The sequence below is a fragment of the Microbacterium trichothecenolyticum genome (genome assembly GCF_041938625.1).
GTDB classification, from domain to species: Bacteria; Actinomycetota; Actinomycetes; order Actinomycetales; family Microbacteriaceae; genus Microbacterium; species Microbacterium trichothecenolyticum_D.
Window position 1 is genome coordinate 1,774,642 of sequence record NZ_CP169427.1, and the last position, 21,035, is coordinate 1,795,676.

Consider the following 21,035-nt stretch of genomic DNA (forward strand, 5'->3'; position numbering starts at 1 on the left):
ATTCGTGCGAAACGGCCTCAGACCGCGCGCAGCACCGCGACGACCTTGCCGAGCACGGTCGCGTCGTCGCCCAGGATCGGCTCGAACGCGGAGTTGCGGGGGAGGAGCCAGGTGTGGCCGTCGCGCTGGCGGAACGTCTTGACGGTCGCCTCGCCGTCCAGCATCGCCGCGACGATGTCGCCGTTGTCGGCGGTGGCCTGCGATCGCACCACGACCCAGTCGCCGTCGCAGATCGCGGCGTCGATCATCGACTCGCCCGAGACCTTGAGCATGAACAGGTCGCCCTTGCCGACCAGCTGGCGGGGGAGCGGGAAGATCTCCTCCACCTGCTGCTCCGCCGTGATGGGGACGCCCGCGGCGATGCGGCCGACCAGTGGGACGAGCGCGGCATCGCCGACCGACGGTGCGGCGTCGGCGGGGCTCTCGGTGGCCGTGCCGGGCAGATCGATGAGCACCTCCATCGCGCGGGTCTTGCCGGCGTCGCGTCGCAGATAGCCGCTCAGCTCGAGCTGGTTGAGCTGGTGCGTGACGCTGGACAGCGACTTGAGGCCGACCGCGTCGCCGATCTCGCGCATGCTGGGCGGGTAGCCGTGACGGGCGATCGAGCGCTGGATCACCTCGAGGATCGCGAGCTGCTTGTCGCTCAGGCTCTTGCGCCGGCGGGTCTGGGGCTTCTCTCGCCCGGCCGCGTCGCTCATCTTCCGGCTCCGTCCTGCGCTCGGCCTCCGAGCGCTGTTTCTTCGAATGTCGGAGGCCCGTGGTGGGGTTCTCGTATCGAAACCGTATCCGGATCGCACGCGATGAGGTGGCAACCTCGCCGCGTGTCGCGTTCGAGAGATCGACGCCCGAATCCGGTATTGACATCGTACAGACTCGAAGATAGCTTCGGAAGAGAGGTTCGCTTTCTCCACTCCCGGCCGAGTGGACAATGCGAATCTCTCCCCATCAGGAGGAGACGAGCATGACCGCGATCGACTTCACGACGTCCGTCCCGTCGCCGGCCCGTGCCGCCGGCGCGGCAGCCCAGCGCGCGACGCGCGCCATGGCGGGGCGATCCACGCGTCTCCGCCTGACCGTGCGCGGTCGTCGTGTGCTCGCCGTGCTGGCCGCGCTGCCGGCGGTCGTCGCCCTGAGCGTCGCGGTGCTCGGCGGCGGCGCGGCACTCGCCTCTCGAGACGCGGGCGCACCCGCGGGTTCGTTCACCACGGTCACCGTCTCCGCCGGCGAATCGCTGTGGACGATCGCCGAAGAGGTGGCGCCCGACCGCGACCCGCGCGACGTCGTCGACGAGCTCGTGCGACTGAACGCGCTCGACACCGTCCTCGTCCAGGCGGGGCAGCGCCTCGCGGTCCCGACGGCATACGACCGCTGATCCCGGGGTCCGTCGCGCGACGTCACGCGGCGAGAGGGTGATGACGGGCGGGCCTACCATGGGAGGGGTGAGTGCACGTCTCGAAGACCTCCCCATACGCGCCGATCTCCGGGGGCAGAAGCCCTACGGCGCCCCGCAGGCACCGCTTCCGGTGGCCCTCAACGTCAACGAGAACACGCATCCGGTTCCGGCCGAGGTCGCCGATGACATCCTCGACTCGATCGCTCTCGCCCTGCGCGACGTCAACCGCTATCCCGACCGTGAGTTCACCGCACTGCGGGAAGGATTCGCCGACTATCTCGGCCACGGCCTGACACGCGACCAGATCTGGGCGGCGAACGGGTCGAACGAAGTCCTGCAGCACATCCTCCAGGCGTTCGCCGGTCCCGGTCGCACCGCCTTCGGGTTCACCCCTACCTACTCGATGTACCCGTTGCTCACGCGCGGCACCGGAGCGGAGTGGATCTCGGGCACGCGATCGTCCGACTACACGATCGACGCGGAGGACGCGGCATCCCAGATCTCGGATGCCTCGCCCGACGTGATCTTCCTCTGCTCGCCGAACAACCCGACCGGGACCCCGCTCGGCCTCGACGTCGTCGAGGCGGTGTATGAGGCCAGCGATGGAGTCGTCATCGTCGACGAGGCGTACTTCGAGTTCGCCCCGCACGACGAGCGTTCGGCGCTGACGCTGCTGCCCGGTCGCGAGCGACTCGTCGTCTCGCGCACCATGAGCAAGGCGTTCGCGTTCGCGGGTGCCCGCGTCGGCTACCTCGCTGCGGATCCTGCCCTGATCGACGCGCTGCGGCTGGTGAGACTCCCTTACCACCTGAGTGCGCTCACGCAGGCGGCGGCGTCCGCTGCACTGCGCCACGCGCCGGTCATGCTGGGCATGGTCGACGAGATCGTCGCCCAGCGCGACCGCATCTCGGCGACCGTCGAGGCGCTCGGCTACACGCCCCACGAGTCGTGGACGAACTTCGTGCTGTTCGGCGGCGTCGACGATCCGGCCGCGACCTGGAAGGCGCTCTACGACGAGGGTGTGCTCATCCGCGACGTCGGAATCCCGTCGCACCTGCGGGTCACCGCGGGTACCGAGGACGAGACCACCGCGTTCCTCGACGCCCTCGCCTCGGTAGGATCGGCCGCATGAGCGCCGCACCACGCACCGCCTCGCTGCGCCGGGCGACGAGCGAGTCGACCGTCGAGCTCGACCTCGACCTCGACGGCACCGGCCGCAGCCGCATCGACACCACGGTGCCGTTCTTCGACCACCTCCTGACCGCGTTCGCGAAGCACTCGCTCACCGACCTCACGGTCCGTGCGTCGGGCGACACCGAGATCGACGCCCACCACACCGTGGAAGACATCTCGATCGTGCTCGGTCAGGCGATCCGCGAGGCGCTCGGCGACAAGTCCGGCATCTCGCGGTATGGCGACGCGCTCGTCCCCCTCGACGAGGCGCTCGCGCAGGCCGTGGTCGACATCAGCGGCCGCCCCTACCTCGTGCACACCGGCGAGCCCGCCGGCTTCGAACACCACCTCATCGGCGGCCACTTCACCGGCTCGCTCGTGCGCCACACGTTCGAGGCGATCGCGTTCAACGCGGCGCTGACCGTGCACGTGCGCGTGCTGTCGGGCCGCGACCCGCACCACATCGCCGAAGCGGAGTACAAGGCGTTCGCCCGCGCGTTCCGGCAGGCGAAGGCGCTCGACCCGCTCGTCGACGGCATCCCGAGCACGAAGGGCGCCCTGTGACCGCAAGCGCTCCCTCCGAACAGGAGAAGCCGCTCGTCGCCGTCCTCGATTACGGGTCGGGCAACGTGCACTCCGCCGTCAAGGCGCTGGTCGCGGCCGGTGCCGACGCGCGTCTGACCTCTGATCGCGGCCTCATCATGGACGCGGACGGGCTCTTCGTGCCCGGCGTCGGCGCGTTCCGCGCGGTGGCCGAGGCGCTGCGCGCCAGCCGCGGCGACGAGCTCATCGAACGCCGCCTCGCCGGCGGGCGCCCGGTGCTCGGCGTGTGCGTCGGCATGCAGATCTTCTTCGAGCGGGGCGTCGAGCGCGGCGTCGACACCGAGGGGATGGGCGAGTGGCCCGGCGTCGTGACCGAGCTCGACGCCCCCGTCCTGCCCCACATGGGCTGGAACACCGTCGAGCCCGGCGAGGGCTCGCGCCTGTTCCGCGGCGTCGAGGACGAGCGCTTCTACTTCGTGCACTCGTTCGGCGCGCAGAAGTGGCTGCTCGATGTGCAGCCGCCCTTCCCCGAGCCCGTTCTGACGTGGTGCGAGTACGGCACGCCGTTCCTCGCGGCCGTCGAGAACGGGCCGCTGTCGGCCACGCAGTTCCACCCGGAGAAGTCCGGGGAAGCCGGCATCCGTCTCCTCACGAATTGGATCGAGGGCCTCGGCGGGTCTACTCTCTGAGACCGTGCCGTCCGCGGGAGCCCGTGCTTCCGTGATCCGCCCCACAGCTTCCCCACGTCTGAGTCAGGATCCATGAACGATTTCGCGTCAACCCCCAAGCTCGTCCTCCTGCCCGCGGTCGATGTGGCCGACGGCAAGGCCGTCCGCCTGACGCAGGGCGAGGCCGGCACCGAGACGAGCTACGGCGATCCCGTCGACGCGGCGCTCGACTTCGCGCGGCAGGGCGCCGAGTGGATCCACCTCGTCGACCTCGATGCCGCCTTCGGTCGTGGCAGCAACGCCGGCGTGCTGCGCAAGGTCATCAAGCAGGTCCGCGGCGTTCAGGTGGAGCTGTCGGGCGGCATCCGCGACGACCGCACGCTCGAGGCTGCCCTCGAGAGCGGCGCGTCGCGCATCAACCTCGGCACCGCCGCGCTCGAGAACCCCGAGTGGGCCGCCGACGTCATCGGCCGCTACGGCGACGCCATCGCGGTCGGCCTCGACGTGCGCGGAACCACGCTCGCCGCCCGCGGCTGGACGCGCGAAGGCGGCGACCTGTGGACGGTGCTCGACCGCCTCGAGGCGGCCGGATGCAGCCGCTACGTCGTCACCGACGTCACCAAGGACGGCACCCTCAGGGGCCCGAACCTCGACCTCCTGCGCGAGCTGACCACGCGCACCCCGAAGCCCGTCGTCGCCTCGGGCGGCGTGTCGAGCCTCGACGACATCGCCGCGCTGCGCGATCTCGTCCCGCTCGGCGTCGAGGGCGCGATCGTGGGCAAGGCGCTGTACGCCGGCGCCTTCACGCTCGCCGAGGCGCTGGATGTCGCCGGACACTGACCCGCACGCCGCCCACCACGGCCATGCGCACGGCGGCGACTCCGCCGGCGTGCCGTGGGAGGGGCGCAGCTTCCAGGCGAACCCGCACGCCTCCGACGACGGCTCCGCCGATCCGGCGCTGCTGGCGGCGCTCACCGCGTTCCGCGCGGGCACCGGCGGCCAGCGCGAGGTCGTCGACGCCTACCGCACTGCGCGCCTGCTGATCCCGCTGGTCGCCGAGAAGGGCGACCACGGCATCGGGGCGCACGGCCTCGAGGTCGACAAGACGCAGGAGCTCTCCATCGTCACGGTGGCCGCCCCCGACGGCCGTCGGGTGCTTCCGGTGTTCACATCGGTCGACACGATGAGGCGGTGGGATGCTGCGGCCCGGCCGGTTCCGGCCGACGGCGTCCGCACCGCACTCTCGGCGGCCGCCGAAGACACCGATCTGATCGTGGTCGACCCGACGTCGGAGACCGAGTTCGTCATCCGCCGTCCGGCGGTCTGGGCGATCGGCCAGGCTCAGCCCTGGGAGCCGAGCTTCCTCTCGCCCGAGGTGTACGCGGGCCTGCAGGCGAGCATCGGCGGCGAGCTGTCGGTCATCGACCTCGGGGTGGAGGCCGGCGATCCCGACGCGCGCCTGCGCGGACCCGAGCTGGTCGTGCGCCTCCACCTCATGGACGGGCTCGAGAAGACCGAGCTCGACGCCGTGCTCGCCCGCCTCGCGAAGCGCTGGGCCGCCGATGACCGCATCGCCGTGCTCGTGGATTCCTTGACGGTCAAGCTCGTCCGCGCCTGACGCTCGAGCCCTTGCGGCTTTCGGTCGGCCGGTGGATGATCGGCCGCGGAGGTGGCCGGATGGAGCACGGCGCGCGGAGCGAGTACGCACGGGCGCTGCACACGGCGCACCGCCACGCGATGGCGTGGCTCGACTCACTCGACGAGCGCCCGATTCGCCCCGAGCTCGGTGCCGACGCGATCCTCGACCGGTTCCCGGACGAGCTGCCCGACGACGCCCGCGACGAGGTCGCCGTCGTCGAGGAGCTCGTCGCGGCCGCGGAGCCCGGTCTCATGGCGATGGGGTCCTCGCGGTTCTACGGTCTCGTGACCGGTGGCGCCTATCCTGCCGCGCTGGCGGCCGACTGGCTCGTGTCGGCCTGGGACCAGAACACCGGGCCGCGTCAGGTCGCCGGGGCCACGGCAGCGGTCGAAGAGATCGCTGCGCGCTGGCTTCTCGATGTGCTCGGGCTCCCTCCCGACAGCGGAGTGGGCTTCTCGACCGGCGCGACGAATGCGAACCTGGCCTGCCTGATCGCCGCCCGCGATGCCGTCATCCGCGAACGCGGGGGCGATCCGGCTCTCGGACTGCACGACGCACCGCCCGTCCGCTTCCTCGCGGGCGATGCGGTGCACACCTCGGTCGTGCTGGCGGGACGGATGGCGGGGGTGGGTGCCCCCCGAACCGTCGGCGCGGACGCCGAGGGCAGAATCGACCTCGACGGACTCGCACGGGCGCTGCACGAGCACGGCGACGCCCCCGCGATCGTCGCTCTGCAGGCGGGTGACGTGCACTCGGGCGCGTTCGACGACTTCGTCGCGGCCGTGGAAGTGGCGCATCTGACGGGTGCGTGGGTGCATGTCGACGGCGCGTTCGGCCTGTGGGCCGCCGCGAGCCCGCGGTCGCGGCACCTGGTCGAGGGGCTCGCGCACGCGGATTCGTGGGCGACCGACGCCCACAAGACGCTGAACGTGCCCTATGACTGCGGGGTCGCCATCGTCCGCGACGAGGCGGCGATGACCGCGGCCCTCGGCGCGCATGCGGCCTACCTCCCGGAGATGGCCGGTGTCGCCGATCCGTACGACCACGTCACGGAGATGTCACGCCGCGCGCGCGGGGTTCCGGTGTGGGCGGCCCTGCGGTTCCTGGGCCGGAGCGGCGTGGCGGGTCTGGTCGATGGGCTGACGGATGCTGCAACCGCCCTCGCCGAGGGCTTCGACGCGATCCCCGGCCTCGAAGTGCTCAACGATGTCGTCTTCACGCAGGTGTGCCTCGCGGCGCGCGACGACGCGTCGACCGCGGCCTTGGGGGAGTGGCTACGCGCGGAGGGCACGGCGTGGGCCTCGTCCTCGACGTGGCACGGACGCACCGTGGTGCGCTTCTCCGTGAGCAACCGCGGCACCGACGACCAGGCCGTGCGTCGTACGATCGACGCCGTCGCGCGCGGCGCCGCTGCCCTCGGAATCGACGGGCGGGCCCCGGCGCCTCAGGGGCGGTCCGTCAGGTGACCGGGCCCGTCCACTTCTCGCCGGGCCCCTTGCCGATCGGGTCGGGGATGACCGAGGCCTCGCGGAACGCGAGCTGAACCGACCGCAGCCCGTCGCGCAGCGACCGGGCGTGCATGTCGCTGATCTCGGGGGCGCCCGCGGTGATGAGCCCGGCGAGGGCGTTGATGAGCTTGCGGGCCTCGTCGAGGTCGGTCTGAGTCGCAGGGTCGTCGGCCAGCCCTACCTTCACGGCGGCGGCGCTCATCAGGTGCACGGCGGCCGTCGTGATGACCTCGACGGCCGGCACATCGGCGATGTCGCGCGAGGCGGAGGCGGCCGCTCGCTCCTGCTCTTCCCAGCGCGCCTGACGGTCAGCATCCACTGCCGTCGTGCTCGTCGGATCGCCGTCCTTGTCTCGAATCGTGTCCACGCCGTTCTCTCTGATAGACTGCTGCGGTCTCCGGTGCGTTCTGTACCGGATCGGAAAGTGGATCACATCCCACCCGCGCTTGCCGTTCCAGGCTACCGGGTCATGCACTCCGCCCCGACCGTTCCGCGGCCGGGGTAGCCGTCGGGGCGACCGGGCGGGAACTCCATCACCGGAGAGGGTGCAGGAAGTCGGCGCTCGAAGCGTCTGACGGGTGGAGTGGATCTTCCTCCGCCCGCGATACGACAGTGTGTCGCGGTGGTCCAGCCCATATACCCAAGGAGTTCCGCATCAGCGATCCCCGCACCAACGACCGCATCCGGGTGCCCGAGGTCCGCCTCGTCGGCCCGAACGGAGAGCAGGTCGGCGTCGTCCGCATCGAGGTGGCGCTGCGCCTGGCTCAGGAGGCCGACCTCGATCTCGTCGAGGTGGCCCCGAACTCGAAGCCGCCCGTGGTCAAGATCATGGACTACGGCAAGTTCAAGTACGAGGCTGCGCAGAAGGCCAAGGAAGCGCGTCGCAATCAGGCGAACACCGTCCTCAAGGAGGTCCGGTTCCGTCTGAAGATCGAGGCCCACGACTACATCACCAAGCTCAAGCGCGCAGAGGGCTTCCTCCAGTCCGGCGACAAGGTCAAGGCGATGATCCTGTTCCGCGGTCGCGAGCAGTCGCGTCCCGAGCAGGGTGTGCGTCTGCTCCGCAAGTTCGCGGAGGACGTCGCCGAGTTCGGCACGGTCGAATCGAACCCCACGATCGACGGCCGCAACATGGTGATGGTGGTCGCACCGCACAAGAACAAGTCCGAGGTGAAGACCGAGCAGAACGCTCAGCGCGCCGCGAACAAGGAAGCTGCCCGCTCCGCCCGCAGCGGCGGTGCGACGCAGGCCGGTGCGGCGCCCGCAGCCCCCGAGGCCCCCGCGGCCGACGCTCCGGCCGCCGCCCCCGAGGCAGCCACGGCCGAGTAAGGCCCCACAGACTCCCGCACCGCGGGATACCGACTCCCGCCTGGGCGGGAAGTGAAACGAAGGAAGAAGAGATGCCGAAGCAGAAGACCCACTCGGGCGCCAAGAAGCGCTTCAAGGTCACCGGCAGCGGGAAGCTCATGAAGCAGCAGGCGAACCTCCGCCACAACTTCGAGGGCAAGCCCAGCCGCCGCACCCGCCGCCTGTCGCAGGAGCAGGTCCTCGCCCCGGGCGACGCCAAGGTCGCGAAGAAGCTCCTCGGCCGCTGACGCGCGCCGACGCAAGTTAGGAACATCAAGAAATGGCTAGAGTCAAGCGGGCCGTCAACGCCCACAAGAAGCGCCGCGTCATCCTCGAGCGCGCCTCGGGTTACCGTGGCCAGCGTTCGCGCCTGTACCGCAAGGCGAAGGAGCAGGTCACCCACTCGCTCGTCTACGCGTACCGCGACCGTCGCAAGCGCAAGGGCGACTTCCGCCGCCTGTGGATCCAGCGCATCAACGCCGCTGCCCGTCAGAACGGCATCACGTACAACCGCTTCATCCAGGGCCTCGGCCTCGCTGGTGTGCAGGTCGACCGTCGCATGCTCGCCGAGCTCGCGGTGAACGAGCCCAAGACGTTCGCGTCGCTCGTCCAGACCGCCAAGAAGGCGCTGCCCGAGAACGTCAACGCTCCGAAGAGCGCCTGACACGCGGCATCCGTTGTCTCGAAAGAGGCGTCCTCCTCGCGGAGGGCGCCTCTTTCGCATTCCCGCGGCGCGCAGCAGGCCGCGAGAAACGCATTCCGGGATGGGGATGCCGCGACTCTAGACTGAGAGCCGTGCTCGAGAACCCTCGCTCTCCGCGTGTCCGCGCCGTCGCGAAGCTGACGAAGCGCAGCGCCCGTCAGGAGACCGGCCTGTTCCTGCTGGAGGGTCCGCAGGCCGCGCGGGAGGCACTGGCGTACCGGCCCGACACCCTCGTCGAGATCTTCGCCACCCCCACCGCGCTCGAGAAGCACACCGACGTGCGCGACGCCGCGAAGGACGCCGGACTCGAGATCGTCTACACGACCGAGGCGGTGCTCGACGCGATGGCCGACACCGTGACGCCGCAGGGGATCGTCGCGGTCGCCCGTCAGTCGCCCACGTCGCTGCGCGACGTCTTCGCCGCCTCTCCGCGCCTCGTCGCGATCTGCGAAGAGGTGCGCGACCCCGGCAACCTCGGCACCATCATCCGCGCGGCCGATGCCGCCGGAGCGGATGCCGTGGTCCTCACCGGGCGCACGGTCGACCCGTACAACCCCAAGGTCGTGCGGGCGACGACCGGATCCCTGTTCCACGTGCCCGTCGTCGTCGGAGTCGATCTCGCCACAGCTGTCGCGAAGGCGCACGAGGCCGGCGTCCGGGTCATCGCCGCCGATGTCGGGGGAGGGGACTTCCTCGCGTCGCGCGACGTGCTCGCCGAGCCCACGGCGTGGCTCTTCGGCAACGAGGCGCGAGGTCTCGAGGAGGACGCGCTCGCTCTCGTCGACCTGTCGCTGCGGCTCCCCATCTACGGCGCGGCCGAGTCGCTGAACCTGGCCACGGCGGCGAGTGTCTGCTTGTACGAGACCGCTTTCGCGCAGCGCGCGGCTGGTTGATGGCGGCCTGTTCCGAAGCTGTTACGGATCGGTAAAGGCGCGCGCCGCCTACTGGCCGAGTGTCGACACGCACCCCTAGTGTGAAGGGCATGGCGACACCTGATGCACCGGCAGCGGCGCCGCGCACTTCGAACATCAACGTCCGTCGCGGCGAGCCGCTCGTGGTCGTCGATCACGTCGACAAGCACTTCGGCGATCTCCATGTCCTGAGGGACATCAACACCGTGGTCAACCGCGGTGAGGTCGTGGTCGTGATCGGGCCGTCCGGCTCGGGCAAGTCGACGCTGTGCCGCGCGATCAACCGCCTCGAGACGATTGACTCCGGCAGGATCACGATCGACGGTGTGCCCCTCCCCGAAGAGGGCAAAGCGCTGGCCAAGCTGCGCGCCGACGTGGGCATGGTCTTCCAGTCGTTCAACCTCTTCGCGCACAAGACGGTGCTCGAGAACGTGACGCTGGGCCCCACCCGCGTGCGCGGCGTCAAGAAGAGGGAAGCCGACGAGAAGGCCATGCAGCTTCTCGACCGCGTGGGGGTGGCCAACCAGGCCAAGAAGATGCCGAACCAGCTCTCCGGCGGGCAGCAGCAGCGTGTGGCGATCGCGCGGTCGCTCGCCATGAACCCGAAGCTCATCCTCATGGACGAGCCGACGAGCGCCCTCGACCCCGAGATGATCAACGAGGTCCTCGATGTGATGATCGGCCTCGCGCAGGAGGGGATGACGATGATCGTCGTCACCCACGAGATGGGCTTCGCCCGCAAGGCGGCCGACCGCGTGCTGTTCATGGCCGACGGCGCGATCGTGGAAGAGGCGACGCCCGACCAGTTCTTCACGAACCCGCAGAGCGACCGGGCCAAGGACTTCCTGTCCAAGATCCTCGAGCACTGACACAGACTCCCGCCGTCCCCCAACGGCCGGGATCCGAGAGGACCGTCACAAACGGTCCGCACACAGCAAAGGACGAAGACATGAAGCGAATGCGACTTCCTTTGATCGCCCTCGCGGCGGCAGGGGCGCTCGCGCTGTCGGCGTGCGCCGGCGGCGGAACGCCGGGCGCCGAAGACACGGCGACGCCGGAGCCGGAGCCCACGTTCGAGGCCGGCACGACGATGGCCGAGCTGGCCGAGGCCGGCTCGATCACGATCGGCACGAAGTTCGACCAGCCCCTCTTCGGCCTCAACGGGCCAAACGGGCCGGAGGGCTTCGACGTCGAGATCGGCAAGATCATCGCGTCCGAGCTCGGCATCGCCGAGGAGGACATCGAGTGGAAGGAGGCCGTGTCGGCCAACCGCGAGCCGTTCATCCAGAACGGCGAGGTCGACATCGTCATCGCCACCTACACGATCAACGACAAGCGCAAGGAGGTCGTCTCCTTCGCCGGTCCGTACTACATGGCGGGTCAGTCGATCCTGGTGCTCGCCGACAACGAAGACATCGAGAGTGAAGACGACCTCGTCGGCCAGCCGGTCTGCTCGGTCACGGGTTCGACCCCGGCGGCGAAGCTCGCTGAGATCGGCGCCGAGCCGGTGCTCACCGACACGTACTCGAACTGCCTCGAGCCGCTGCGCAGCGGTGCCGTCGTCGCGGTGTCGACCGACAACGTGATCCTCGCAGGCCTCGCGGCCCAGAACGAGGGCGAGTTCAAGGTCGTCGGCGAGCCGTTCACCGAGGAGCCCTACGGCATCGGCCTCGCGCTCGAAGACACCGACTTCCGCATGTGGATCAACGACGTGCTGGAAGAGGCGTACGAGGACGGCCGGTACGAAGAGGCGTGGAACGCGACGGCCGGAACGGTCCTGCCGTTCGTCGACCCGCCGGCTCCCGACCGCTACTGATCGAAGGCGGATGCCTCGGGCCGGCCGCACGCGTCGGCCCGAGGCATCCGCTCCCCGCCTGATCCCCTTCCCGAAAAGAGACGCATGGAGCAGCTCTGGTCGCTGATGCCGACCTTCCTCGAAGGTTTCCGCGTGACGCTCATCCTTCTCGCGGTGTCGGGCGTATGCGCGCTCATTCTGGGCACGCTCATCGCGGCGATGCGCATCTCCCCGGTCGGGGCGCTGCGGGTCTTCGCCGCGTTCTGGACGGAGATCGCACGGAACACGCCGCTGACGCTGGTCTTCATCTTCACGGCCTTCGTGATGCCCATGCTCGGCGTCCGGCTGCCGTACCTCCTCCTGGCGTTCATCGCACTCACCTACTACACGTCGCCTTTCGTCGCGGAGGCGCTGCGATCGGGTATCAACGGCGTCCCCGTCGGTCAGGCCGAGGCCGCGCGCAGCATCGGACTCGGCTTCGGGCAGACGGTCTCGCTGGTCGTCCTGCCGCAGGCGTTCCGCATGACGATCCCGCCGCTCATCAACGTCTTCATCGCCCTCACCAAGAACACGTCGGTGGCCGGCGGATTCTTCGTGGTCGAACTGTTCGCGACGACGCGCCAGCTCGCCAATGACAACGGGAACATCGTGATCCAGATCCTCCTGACCGCGGCCGTCCTGTATCTCGTGATCACCGTGCCGCTCGGCTTCCTCGCGGGGCGGCTCGAGAAGCGTTGGGTGGTGCGGCGATGACCGGCTCGAGCGTTCTCTTCGACGCCCCCGGCCCTCGGGCGCGGCGGCTGTCGCTGATCTTCTCGATCGTCGCGGCCCTGCTGATCCTCGCGGGAGCGGCGTGGGTGATCATGACGCTCGCGGCGCCGCGCACGTCCGGTGGCATCAACCTCCCCGGTATGTTCGACGGGTCGCGGTGGAACATCTTCACCGATCCCGCCGTGTGGGGATTCATCGCCGAGGGCATCGTGGCGACGCTGCAGGCCGCCGCGGTGGCTGCCGTGGGCGCGATCGCGCTCGGAATCCTGTTGTCGCTGCTGCGGAGCTCGCTCATTCCGTGGGTGCGCATCCCGACGGCCTGGGTGATCGAGTTCTTCCGCGGCATGCCGGTCCTGCTGATGATGCTGTTCATCCTGCTCGTCGCCTCCACGGGCGCCTTCTGGGCCGTCGTCATCGCGCTCATCCTCTACAACGGCACGCTGATCGGCGAGATCCTGCGTGCCGGTCTGGCGGCACTGCCGAAGGGCCAGCGCGAGGCCGCGCTCAGCGTGGGCATGCGCGAGTTCCAGTCGAAGATGCTCGTGGAGTTCCCGCAGGCGTTCCGCCAGATGCTGCCGATCATCGTTGCGCAGCTGGTCGTGCTCCTGAAGGACACGTCCCTCGGCTACATCGTCGGCTACAACGAGATCATCCGGAACAACATCAACAACCTGGGCAGCTTCTACGGCAACCGGTACCTGTTCTCGCTGTTCGTCGTCACGCTCGCGATCTACCTGACGATCAACCTGCTGCTGTCGTGGTTCGCGCGCTGGCTCGCACGCCGCACGGCCAGCGGCGGCCGCAAGGGCGGACGCGGGAAGGGCGTCGATCCGATGAACCCGGCCACTCTGCTCGAGGTGGAGGCGACCGCGGATCAGACGGACCAGCTCGCGGCGAACCGTGGCCTCGGCCGACACGACGGCACCGCCCAGTAACGCGGACACGTCGCCGCGAGGGTCGGTCGTCTGCCGTCGGTAGACTCGTCTCTCGTGTCCGACGCTCCCGAAACCACCGAGATCACGCCTGAGGCGGTGAACGCCGCCGTCGACGCCGCCCTCGTGGCCATCGCCGCCGCCGGCGACACCGCAGCGCTGAAGGCCGCCCGCTCCGCGCACTCCGCCGAAGGCTCGCCGCTGGCGAAGCTCAACGCGCGGCTGCGCGACGTGCCGAACGACAAGAAGGCCGAGTTCGGCAAGCTCGTCGGCCAGGCCCGTGGCCGGGTGAACCAGTCGTTCGCCGCCCGCGAGGAGGAGCTCGCCGCGGCGGAGACCGCCGCGAAGCTCGAGGCGGAGCGCGTCGACATCACGGCGCTCGCGGCTCGCGCGCGCGTCGGGGCGCGGCATCCGATCTCCCTCCTCCAGGAGCAGATCGCCGACATCTTCGTCGGGATGGGCTGGGAGATCGCGGAGGGTCCCGAGCTCGAGCACGAGTGGTTCAACTTCGACGCCCTGAACTTCGACGTCGATCATCCCGCCCGTCAGATGCAGGACACGTTCTTCGTCGACCCGGTGGAGCGCCACCTCGTCATGCGCACCCACACGAGCCCCGTCCAGGTGCGCTCGATGCTCGAGCGCGACCTGCCGCTGTACGTGCTGTGCCCGGGGCGCGTCTACCGCACCGACGAGTTCGACGCGACGCACCTGCCGGTCTTCACCCAGTTCGAGGGCATCGTCGTCGACAAGGGCATCACGATGGCCCACCTCAAGGGCACGCTGGACCACGCCGCGAAGGTGCTGTTCGGCGCCGAGGCGAAGACCCGCTTCCGCGCGAACTTCTTCCCCTTCACCGAGCCGTCGGCCGAGCTCGACCTGTGGCACCCGACCTTCAAGGGCGGCGCCCGATGGATCGAGTGGGGCGGCTGCGGCATGATCAACCCGAACGTGCTGCGCGCGGCGGGGATCGACCCGGAGGAGTACTCGGGCTTCGCGTTCGGTATGGGCATCGAGCGCACGCTGATGTTCCGCAGCGATGTGCAGGACATGCGGGACATGGCCGAGGGCGATGTCCGTTTCAGCGAGCAGTTCGGAATGGTGGTCTGATGCGCGTCCCGCTCTCATGGCTTCGTGAGTACGTCGACGTCCCGACGGATGCTGCGCCCGAGGACGTCCTCGCGGCGCTCGTGCGCGTCGGGTTCGAAGAGGAGGACATCCACCACTTCGACCTGCAGGGTCCGATCGTCGTGGGCGAGGTCCTCGAGTTCGTCGAAGAGCCGCAGTCCAACGGCAAGACGATCCGCTGGTGCCAGGTGCGTGTCGCACCCGTCGGTGAGACCGCCGCGGACGGGGGCGACGCCGTGCATGGCATCGTCTGCGGTGCGCGCAACTTCTTCGTCGGCGACAAGGTCGTGGTGACGCTGCCCGGGGCAGTGCTGCCCGGCCCGTTCCCGATCGCCGCGCGCAAGACGTACGGGCACGTGTCGGACGGCATGATCGCGTCCGCCCGTGAGCTGGGTCTCGGCGACGAGCACAACGGCATCCTGCGTCTGGTCGAGCTCGGCATCGACGCGCCTGTCGGCACCGACGCCATCTCCCTCCTCGGTCTCGACGACGTCGCCGTCGAGATCAACGTGACGCCCGACCGCGGCTACGCGCTGTCGATCCGCGGTGTCGCGCGCGAGTACTCGCACTCGACCGGCGCGGCGTTCCGCGACCCCGCCGACCGCGCGTGGGAAGACATCGCGCCGGGCGCGGGCTTCCCGGTCAGCGCCGAGGACCTCGCGCCGATCCGCGGCCGCGCCGGCGTCACCGAGTTCGTGGCCCGCGTCGTGCGCGATGTCGACCCCACCAAGCCGACCCCGGCGTGGATGATCGCCCGCCTGTCTCTCGCGGGCATCCGCTCGCTCGGCATCCTGATCGACATCACCAACTACGTGATGCTCGAGCTCGGCCAGCCGATCCATGGCTACGACCTCGACAAGCTGCAGGGCGGTATCACGGTCCGTCGTGCGACCCCCGGCGAGAAGCTCGAGACCCTCGACGGCAAGGTCCGCACGCTCGACCCCGAGGACCTCCTGATCACCGACGAGTCCGGTCCCATCGGCCTCGCCGGCGTCATGGGCGGAGGCACGACCGAGATGGGCGACGCGACCCGCAACGTGCTCATCGAGGCCGCCACGTTCGACACCGTGTCGATCGCGCGCACGGCCCGCCGCCACAAGCTGCCGAGCGAGGCATCCCGTCGCTTCGAGCGCGGTGTCGACCCGCTCGTGCCGTTCGTCGCCGCGCGTCGCGTCGCCGACCTCATGGTCGAATACGCCGGCGGCACCAGCGACGACGCCTACGGCGCGGCCCTGTTCGCCGAGGTGTTCATCCCCGGCATCGAACTGCCGCCGACGTTCGTGCAGCGCCTCATCGGCGTCGACTACACGCCGGGCCAGATCGAGGCCGCGCTGCGGCTCATCGGCTGCGAGGTCGTCGGCGCCGAGGGAGGCGAAGGGTGGCAGGTCATCCCGCCGTCGTGGCGTCCCGACCTCACCGACAAGTGGACGCTCGCCGAGGAGGTCGCCCGCATCGAGGGCTACGACCGCATCCCGTCCGTGCTGCCGCTGCCGCCGTCGGGCCGCGGCCTCACGGCCGCGCAGCAGGGCCGACGTCGCGTGGCGAACGCGCTCGCCGCCGCGGGATTCGTCGAGACCCCCTCGTTCGGGTTCACCACCGAGGACCAGAACGACCTCCACGGCTCGGCGTCTGGTGGGCATCTGCCGAGCGTGAAGCTCGCGAACCCCCTCGACGGACAGGCGCCGTTCCTGCGCCGCTCGCTCGTGCCCGGCCTCTTGCAGGTCGCCCACCGCAACGTGTCGCGGGGGTTCACCGACCTCACGCTGTTCGAGACCGGCGTCGTTTTCCTCCCGCAGCCGGGTGTGCGGTACGGCACGTCTTTCGTGCCGCCGCTGGCCGTTCGACCGGATGCGGCGACCCTGGCCGAGCTCGACGCGTCGATCCCGCCCCAGCACCGCCACGTCGCGGTGCTGCTCACGGGCAGCCTCGTCGCGAAGCAGCCCGGTGTCGCGCCGGTGACGGCGGAACTCGCCGACGCGCTCGACGCGGTCCGCACGATCGCGGCCGCGGCGGGCGTCACGATCGACGTCGCGCAGGGTCAGCGCGCCGCGCTGCACCCGGGCCGCACCGGCGTGCTGTCCGTCGACGGCACCGAGGTCGGCTACGTGGGCGAACTGCTGCCGGCCGTGGCCGAGGCATCCGATCTTCCGGGCCGCGTCATCGTCGCGGAGCTCGATCTCGACCTCGTGCTCTCGCTCGCGGGCGAGAAGGTCGTCGCGGCGTCGTTGTCGGGCTTCCCCGCCGCGACCCAGGACGTGTCGCTCGTGCTCGGGGCCGACATCCCGGCAGCCGAGGTCCGCGCTGCGCTCGTCGCGGGGGCGGGGGAGCTGCTCGAGTCCGTGCGCCTGGTCGACGACTACCGCGGACAGGGAGTGCCCGAGGGCGAGAAGAGCCTCACGTTCGCGCTGCGCTTCCGCGCTCCCGACCGCACGCTCACGGCCGCCGAGGCGACCGAGGCGAAGCTCGCGGGTGTGGCCGTCGCGACCGAGCGTTTCGCGGCGGCGCTGCGCGAGTAGCATCCGTATCGGAGGGGCGCCATGTCGGAGATGATCGCGGTTCCGCTCGACGACGGCGAGCTGCTCGACGTGTACGTCGCCCACCCCGCGGGCGACCCGATCGGCGGACTCGTGCTCATCCACGAGATCTGGGGTCTGGTCGGCCACATCACGGACGTGGCCGACCGCTTCGCCGCCGAGGGATGGCTGGTCGCAGCGCCCGACATCCTGAGCCACGGCGGCGTCGCACCGGCCCTGGGCGCGGAACTCTTCGCGCTGATGAACAGCGACGACGAGGAGGCCCGCACCGCCGCGCAGCCGCGCATGCGCGAGGCGATGGCGGGCATGCGGGCGCCCGAGTACGCGGGCTGGGCGGTCGGCGCGCTCCGCGCGACGGTCGACTGGCTCGCCGGGCAGCCCGGGGTCGACGACCGGATCGCCGCGACCGGCTTCTGCTTCGGCGGCACCTACGCGTTCCTCCTCGCCGCTCACGACGACCGCCTGCGCGCCGTCGCGCCGTTCTACGGCACGGCGCCGTCGGCCGACCTCATCACCGGCCTCGCCGCGCCGGTGCTGGCGATCTACGGGCAGCACGACCCCGCGCTCATCGACGCGCTCCCGGCGGTGACCGAGGCCATGGCCGAGGCGGGCGTCGATTTCACGGCCGTCGTGTACCCCGACTCGGCCCACGCGTTCTTCAACGACACCGGTCGCCGGTACAACCCGACCGACGCGGCCGACGCCTGGCGGCGCGTCACGGCATTCCTCCGCGACCGCGTCTGACGTTCCGCTGTCGCCGGATGCCGGATGCCGGATGCTGCGGCCCGGCGCACCGGGGCTCGCGATCTACTCTCGACCCGTCGCTGCGATGGCGTCACGCAATCGGGGGAGCGCTACGCGGACGGCTTCGTCGTCGATGTCGCCGAAGCCGATCACGAGCGACGGCGGGAGGTCACCGCGGTCACGTGCGAAGGACGTGAGACCGATCACGCGCACCCCGCGAGCCGCGGCCGCCGCCACCACCGCCGACTCGTCCGCGGCGGCGGGCAGCGCGAGCAGGCCGTGGAATCCCGCTGAGACGCCTGTGAGCGCGAGCCCCGCGCCCAGGCGGCCGAGCGTGTCTAGGACGACCTCGCGCCGGGCGGCGTACACGGCACGCATCGCCCTCACATGCTTGTCGTGGCGTCCGGAGTCGAGGAGAGCCGCGAACGCGAGCTCGCCCAGCACCGGACCGCCTCGATCGGCGATGCGGCGGCGCGCGGCGAGCACGTCGATCAGCGCGACCGGCGCGGCGATCCACGCCGTGCGCACGGCGGGGGCGTGACTCTTGCTGGCCGACCCGATGAGCACGACGCGCTCGGGTGCCAGACCCTGCAGCGCCCCGACCGGCTGCCGGTCGTACCGGAACTCCGAGTCGTAGTCGTCCTCGATGATCCACCCGCCGGTCCGCGCGGCCCACTCGACGAGTTCGCGACGGCGCGAGGCCGAGAGCACGACGCCTGTCGGCGACTGGTGCGCGGGGGTCACGAGGACAGCGTGCGCCTGCGCCGGCTCGAGCAGATCGACCCGGATGCCGTGCGCATCGACGGGGATGGGCGTCAGGGCGACGCCCGCGGCCAGAGCCACGGCGTCGATTCCGCGGTCGCCCGGGTCTTCCACCGCGAGGACGCGGACTCCGCGTTGGGCGAGTGCGGGCAGGAGCAGGGTGAGCGCCTGAGCGAAGCCCAGGCACAGCACGACGCGGTCGGGATCGGTGTCGGCCGCGCGCACCCTGCGCAGGTGATCCGCCACCGCCGCGCGTGCCCGAGGGTGCCCTCGCCCGTCACCGTAGTCGACGTCCGCAGCGCCGATGCTCCGCGCTGCCTCGGCGTGCGCCCACGCCCAGTCGCCGGCGGGGAAGCGACGGAGATCGGGAACGCCCGGACGAAGATCCAGCCGCGGCGACGCAGCCGCGCGGACCTTCGGGGGTGAGGCGGTGGACGGCGTCGCTCCGGAGGCCACGCGGGTGCGGCCGCCCGACTGTGCGACGAGGTACCCCTCGGCGGCGAGCTGTTCATAGACGTGGACCACGGTTCCTCGTGCGACGCCCAGTTCGACCGCGAGCTCGCGGGTCGCCGGCAGGGCGTCGCCGGGACGCACCACACCGCCGCGGACCGCGTCACGCAGCGCGGCCTGCATCCGCATTCCGAATCTGGCGCCGCGGGGGATGGCCAGTGCGAGAACCAGATCCGAAGTGGTCCATTTCTGTGCCACGGAACTGGACCATATCACTGGTCCGTTGCCGCCGTACGCTCCTCGTGTCCGAGCATCGGATCACGGAAGGAGCCGCTCATGGGTTCGACAGTGCTGTACGTCACCGTCTCGGTAGACGGATTCGCGACGGGGCCGGGCGACGACCTCTCCCGGCTGCACCGCTGGCTCGATGACGCTGACGGCGCCGACCCCGATCCGGCGGCGGTCGAGTTGATCGACCGCTTCCGGCGGGCGGGAGCGATCATCTTCGGACGGCGCACGTGGAACGCCGGCCAGGAGCCGTGGGGGGACGACGACGTGTTCTCGAGCCCGGTCTTCGTGCTCACCCATGAGCGGCGCCCGGCGGAGACGAAGAACGGGACGGTCTTCACCTTCGTGTCGGAAGGTCCGGCGAATGCCCTCGCACAGGCGCAGCGCGCCGCCGGCGAGCGCGACGTGGTGATCATGGGCAGCCCCGACGTCGCGCAGCAGTTCCTCCGCGACGGCCTCATCGACGAGATCCTGCTGCATGTCGTGCCGGTCCTGCTGGGACGCGGCATCCGGCTGTTCGCCGAGCTTCCGGCCCCGCGGGAGCTGGAGCTGCGGTCGTGTCGGCGCGGGCGCGACGTGACAGGAGCCGGGTTCGCAGTGCTCTCCGGCTGACCTCGCTCCACCGTCGGCGGAGAACGGATGCTGCACCCCGGCCCGTCTGGTTGGGTGGAGCCATGACCGACGTACTGATGCTGGGCGGGACGGGCTGGCTGAGCGGGCGCATCGCCGAGCGGTGGGCCGATGCCGGAGCCTCCGTCACGTGTCTCGCCCGAGGCGGACGCGAAGCACCGTACGGCACGACGCTGGTCGCCGCCGATCGCGCGGAAGCAGACGCGTACGACGAAGTCGCCCGCCGCCCGTGGGACGAGATCGTCGACGTGTCGTCGAACCCCGACCACGTCGCCGCGGCGGTCGCCGCCCTGGGGGAGCACACCCGGCACTGGACGTACATCTCGACAGTCTCCGTGTACGCCGCCGACGACGTGCCCGGCGCCGACGAGACGGCCGAGCTGCTGACGCCTGCCGGCCCCGATGAGGACGAGGACTACGGTCGGGCGAAGGTGCGGGCCGAGGCATCCGTCCGCTCCGGTCTCGGGTTCCGCGCGGCGATCGTGCGTCCGGGACTGATCGTGGGGCCCGGCGACCCCACCGACCGGTTCGGCTACTGGGTGGGCCGGTTCGCGCTCGCGGGCGCGGACGACGTGCTCGTGCCCGAGACCGCCGATCGGGGCGCGCAGGTGATCGACGTCGACGACCTCGCCGAGTTCGCGCAGGCGGTCGGCCACGAGCGGTGGACCGGTGTCGTGAACGCGGTCGGCGATCCCGTCGCCCTCGACCGGCTCTTCGCGGACGCCCACGAGATGGCGGGGCACACGGGGTCCCTCGTGGCCGCCGCCGACGACTGGCTGGCACAGCACGAGGTCGCGTACTGGATGGGCCCGCGATCCCTGCCGCTGTGGCTGCCGGCGGGCATGCCGGGGTTCTGGACCCGCTCGAACTCCGCCTACCGGCTGCTCGGCGGCCGCCTCCGCCCGCTGGGCGAGACGCTCGCGCGCACGCTCGCCGACGAGCGCACCCGCGGCCTCGAGCGCGAGCGTCGCGCCGGGCTCACGCGCGCTGACGAACGCGCGCTCCTCGCCGAGCTTCAGCGTCATGGATGACGGGCCGGATTTGCGGATGCTGCGACCCGACGACTATCGTCGGCGCATGCCTTCGGCGACCCAGGGACTCTCGACGCTCGTTCCGAGC

23 protein-coding genes are annotated in these 21,035 nt (G+C 70.6%); 20 read left to right on the forward strand and 3 right to left on the reverse strand.

Annotation, left to right across the window (positions count from 1 at the left end; translation table 11 throughout):
• Positions 1-17 precede the first annotated feature (17 nt).
• Positions 18-698, reverse strand: a complete 681-nt coding sequence (gene lexA / locus ACEYYH_RS07990) for a transcriptional repressor LexA (RefSeq protein WP_045297256.1) — start codon at positions 696-698, stop codon at positions 18-20.
• Between the two features lie 263 nt (positions 699-961).
• Between lexA and ACEYYH_RS07995 the strand changes: the two genes are divergently transcribed.
• The 7 genes from ACEYYH_RS07995 to ACEYYH_RS08025 all read left to right on the forward strand — a co-directional run bounded on the left by ACEYYH_RS07995 (position 962) and on the right by ACEYYH_RS08025 (position 6,882).
• Positions 962-1,372, forward strand: coding sequence for a LysM peptidoglycan-binding domain-containing protein (locus ACEYYH_RS07995; protein ID WP_374977680.1), 411 nt, complete (start codon positions 962-964; stop codon positions 1,370-1,372).
• A 58-nt stretch (positions 1,373-1,430) separates the two neighbouring features.
• Positions 1,431-2,525: a histidinol-phosphate transaminase gene (locus ACEYYH_RS08000; protein ID WP_374978187.1), complete on the forward strand. Its 1,095-nt coding sequence runs from the start codon at positions 1,431-1,433 to the stop codon at positions 2,523-2,525.
• Positions 2,522-3,130 carry an imidazoleglycerol-phosphate dehydratase HisB gene (hisB, locus tag ACEYYH_RS08005; RefSeq protein ID WP_374977681.1) on the forward strand — a complete coding sequence of 203 codons (609 nt, stop codon included), beginning with the start codon at positions 2,522-2,524 and terminating at the stop codon, positions 3,128-3,130. The genes ACEYYH_RS08000 and hisB overlap by 4 nt, the downstream gene beginning before the upstream one ends.
• On the forward strand, positions 3,127-3,798 hold the full coding sequence (gene hisH, locus ACEYYH_RS08010) for an imidazole glycerol phosphate synthase subunit HisH (protein WP_374977682.1): 672 nt from the start codon (positions 3,127-3,129) through the stop codon (positions 3,796-3,798). The genes hisB and hisH overlap by 4 nt, the downstream gene beginning before the upstream one ends.
• 72 nt (positions 3,799-3,870) lie before the next feature.
• Complete coding sequence (gene priA, locus ACEYYH_RS08015) at positions 3,871-4,617, forward strand: bifunctional 1-(5-phosphoribosyl)-5-((5-phosphoribosylamino)methylideneamino)imidazole-4-carboxamide isomerase/phosphoribosylanthranilate isomerase PriA (protein ID WP_374977683.1); 747 nt, start codon at positions 3,871-3,873, stop codon at positions 4,615-4,617.
• The gene (locus tag ACEYYH_RS08020; protein WP_374977684.1) at positions 4,601-5,395 is read left to right on the forward strand and encodes an SseB family protein; all 795 of its coding nucleotides are present in this window, start codon (positions 4,601-4,603) and stop codon (positions 5,393-5,395) included. Before priA ends, ACEYYH_RS08020 begins: the two co-directional genes overlap by 17 nt.
• Before the next feature lie 59 nt (positions 5,396-5,454).
• On the forward strand, positions 5,455-6,882 hold the full coding sequence (locus ACEYYH_RS08025) for a pyridoxal phosphate-dependent decarboxylase family protein (protein ID WP_374977685.1): 1,428 nt from the start codon (positions 5,455-5,457) through the stop codon (positions 6,880-6,882).
• On the opposite strand, the gene ACEYYH_RS08030 is transcribed toward ACEYYH_RS08025, so the two are convergent.
• The gene (locus ACEYYH_RS08030) at positions 6,875-7,243 is read right to left on the reverse strand and encodes a DUF1844 domain-containing protein (protein WP_374978188.1); all 369 of its coding nucleotides are present in this window, start codon (positions 7,241-7,243) and stop codon (positions 6,875-6,877) included. The two genes, ACEYYH_RS08025 and ACEYYH_RS08030, sit on opposite strands and share 8 nt — an antisense overlap.
• Before the next feature lie 368 nt (positions 7,244-7,611).
• Here ACEYYH_RS08030 and infC point away from each other — a divergent pair, with 368 nt between their 5' ends.
• From infC to ACEYYH_RS08085, 11 genes are all read left to right on the forward strand, one after another.
• Positions 7,612-8,253, forward strand: a complete 642-nt coding sequence (gene infC, locus ACEYYH_RS08035) for a translation initiation factor IF-3 (RefSeq protein ID WP_374977686.1) — start codon at positions 7,612-7,614, stop codon at positions 8,251-8,253.
• Between the two features lie 71 nt (positions 8,254-8,324).
• A complete protein-coding gene (gene rpmI, locus ACEYYH_RS08040; protein WP_045297246.1) occupies positions 8,325-8,519 on the forward strand; it encodes a 50S ribosomal protein L35 in 195 nt (64 codons plus the stop codon).
• 32 nt (positions 8,520-8,551) lie between these two features.
• Positions 8,552-8,935, forward strand: coding sequence for a 50S ribosomal protein L20 (rplT, locus tag ACEYYH_RS08045; RefSeq protein WP_045297244.1), 384 nt, complete (start codon positions 8,552-8,554; stop codon positions 8,933-8,935).
• A gap of 131 nt (positions 8,936-9,066) precedes the next feature.
• Entirely contained in the window at positions 9,067-9,867 is an 801-nt protein-coding gene (locus ACEYYH_RS08050; protein ID WP_374977687.1) for a TrmH family RNA methyltransferase, read from the forward strand.
• 89 nt (positions 9,868-9,956) lie between these two features.
• Positions 9,957-10,754 (forward strand): amino acid ABC transporter ATP-binding protein, encoded by a 798-nt coding sequence (locus ACEYYH_RS08055; RefSeq protein ID WP_374977688.1) that lies wholly within the window; start codon positions 9,957-9,959, stop codon positions 10,752-10,754.
• A gap of 80 nt (positions 10,755-10,834) precedes the next feature.
• Complete coding sequence (locus ACEYYH_RS08060) at positions 10,835-11,701, forward strand: glutamate ABC transporter substrate-binding protein (RefSeq protein ID WP_159844927.1); 867 nt, start codon at positions 10,835-10,837, stop codon at positions 11,699-11,701.
• A gap of 84 nt (positions 11,702-11,785) precedes the next feature.
• A complete protein-coding gene (locus ACEYYH_RS08065) occupies positions 11,786-12,433 on the forward strand; it encodes an amino acid ABC transporter permease (RefSeq protein ID WP_374977689.1) in 648 nt (215 codons plus the stop codon).
• Positions 12,430-13,386: an ABC transporter permease subunit gene (locus ACEYYH_RS08070; protein WP_374977690.1), complete on the forward strand. Its 957-nt coding sequence runs from the start codon at positions 12,430-12,432 to the stop codon at positions 13,384-13,386. Before ACEYYH_RS08065 ends, ACEYYH_RS08070 begins: the two co-directional genes overlap by 4 nt.
• Before the next feature lie 54 nt (positions 13,387-13,440).
• On the forward strand, positions 13,441-14,490 hold the full coding sequence (gene pheS / locus ACEYYH_RS08075; protein ID WP_116193803.1) for a phenylalanine--tRNA ligase subunit alpha: 1,050 nt from the start codon (positions 13,441-13,443) through the stop codon (positions 14,488-14,490).
• Complete coding sequence (gene pheT, locus ACEYYH_RS08080) at positions 14,490-17,024, forward strand: phenylalanine--tRNA ligase subunit beta (RefSeq protein WP_374977691.1); 2,535 nt, start codon at positions 14,490-14,492, stop codon at positions 17,022-17,024. The genes pheS and pheT overlap by 1 nt, the downstream gene beginning before the upstream one ends.
• Positions 17,025-17,045: 21 nt before the next feature.
• On the forward strand, positions 17,046-17,786 hold the full coding sequence (locus tag ACEYYH_RS08085) for a dienelactone hydrolase family protein (RefSeq protein ID WP_374977692.1): 741 nt from the start codon (positions 17,046-17,048) through the stop codon (positions 17,784-17,786).
• A 63-nt stretch (positions 17,787-17,849) separates the two neighbouring features.
• On the opposite strand, the gene ACEYYH_RS08090 is transcribed toward ACEYYH_RS08085, so the two are convergent.
• Positions 17,850-19,256, reverse strand: coding sequence for a PLP-dependent aminotransferase family protein (locus tag ACEYYH_RS08090; protein ID WP_374977693.1), 1,407 nt, complete (start codon positions 19,254-19,256; stop codon positions 17,850-17,852).
• 78 nt (positions 19,257-19,334) lie between these two features.
• Here ACEYYH_RS08090 and ACEYYH_RS08095 point away from each other — a divergent pair, with 78 nt between their 5' ends.
• Together ACEYYH_RS08095 and ACEYYH_RS08100 are read left to right on the forward strand one after the other, a co-directional pair.
• On the forward strand, positions 19,335-19,898 hold the full coding sequence (locus tag ACEYYH_RS08095) for a dihydrofolate reductase family protein (protein WP_374977694.1): 564 nt from the start codon (positions 19,335-19,337) through the stop codon (positions 19,896-19,898).
• 62 nt (positions 19,899-19,960) lie between these two features.
• Entirely contained in the window at positions 19,961-20,947 is a 987-nt protein-coding gene (locus tag ACEYYH_RS08100) for an NAD-dependent epimerase/dehydratase family protein (RefSeq protein ID WP_374977695.1), read from the forward strand.
• The last annotated feature ends 88 nt before the right edge of the window (positions 20,948-21,035 follow it).

Excerpts from the sequence above, each read along its gene's own strand:
- lexA (WP_045297256.1), bottom strand. The coding sequence starts at position 698 with ATGAGCGACGCGGCCGGGCGAGAGAAGCCCCAGACCCGCCGGCGCAAG.
- ACEYYH_RS07995 (WP_374977680.1), top strand. The coding sequence starts at position 962 with ATGACCGCGATCGACTTCACGACGTCCGTCCCGTCGCCGGCCCGTGCC.
- ACEYYH_RS08000 (WP_374978187.1), top strand. The coding sequence starts at position 1,431 with ATGGGAGGGGTGAGTGCACGTCTCGAAGACCTCCCCATACGCGCCGAT.
- hisB (WP_374977681.1), top strand. The coding sequence starts at position 2,522 with ATGAGCGCCGCACCACGCACCGCCTCGCTGCGCCGGGCGACGAGCGAG.
- priA (WP_374977683.1), top strand. The coding sequence starts at position 3,871 with ATGAACGATTTCGCGTCAACCCCCAAGCTCGTCCTCCTGCCCGCGGTC.
- ACEYYH_RS08020 (WP_374977684.1), top strand. The coding sequence starts at position 4,601 with ATGTCGCCGGACACTGACCCGCACGCCGCCCACCACGGCCATGCGCAC.
- ACEYYH_RS08025 (WP_374977685.1), top strand. The coding sequence starts at position 5,455 with ATGGAGCACGGCGCGCGGAGCGAGTACGCACGGGCGCTGCACACGGCG.
- rpmI (WP_045297246.1), top strand. The coding sequence starts at position 8,325 with ATGCCGAAGCAGAAGACCCACTCGGGCGCCAAGAAGCGCTTCAAGGTC.
- rplT (WP_045297244.1), top strand. The coding sequence starts at position 8,552 with ATGGCTAGAGTCAAGCGGGCCGTCAACGCCCACAAGAAGCGCCGCGTC.
- ACEYYH_RS08055 (WP_374977688.1), top strand. The coding sequence starts at position 9,957 with ATGGCGACACCTGATGCACCGGCAGCGGCGCCGCGCACTTCGAACATC.
- ACEYYH_RS08060 (WP_159844927.1), top strand. The coding sequence starts at position 10,835 with ATGAAGCGAATGCGACTTCCTTTGATCGCCCTCGCGGCGGCAGGGGCG.
- ACEYYH_RS08065 (WP_374977689.1), top strand. The coding sequence starts at position 11,786 with ATGGAGCAGCTCTGGTCGCTGATGCCGACCTTCCTCGAAGGTTTCCGC.
- ACEYYH_RS08070 (WP_374977690.1), top strand. The coding sequence starts at position 12,430 with ATGACCGGCTCGAGCGTTCTCTTCGACGCCCCCGGCCCTCGGGCGCGG.
- pheT (WP_374977691.1), top strand. The coding sequence starts at position 14,490 with ATGCGCGTCCCGCTCTCATGGCTTCGTGAGTACGTCGACGTCCCGACG.
- ACEYYH_RS08085 (WP_374977692.1), top strand. The coding sequence starts at position 17,046 with ATGTCGGAGATGATCGCGGTTCCGCTCGACGACGGCGAGCTGCTCGAC.
- ACEYYH_RS08095 (WP_374977694.1), top strand. The coding sequence starts at position 19,335 with ATGGGTTCGACAGTGCTGTACGTCACCGTCTCGGTAGACGGATTCGCG.
- ACEYYH_RS08100 (WP_374977695.1), top strand. The coding sequence starts at position 19,961 with ATGACCGACGTACTGATGCTGGGCGGGACGGGCTGGCTGAGCGGGCGC.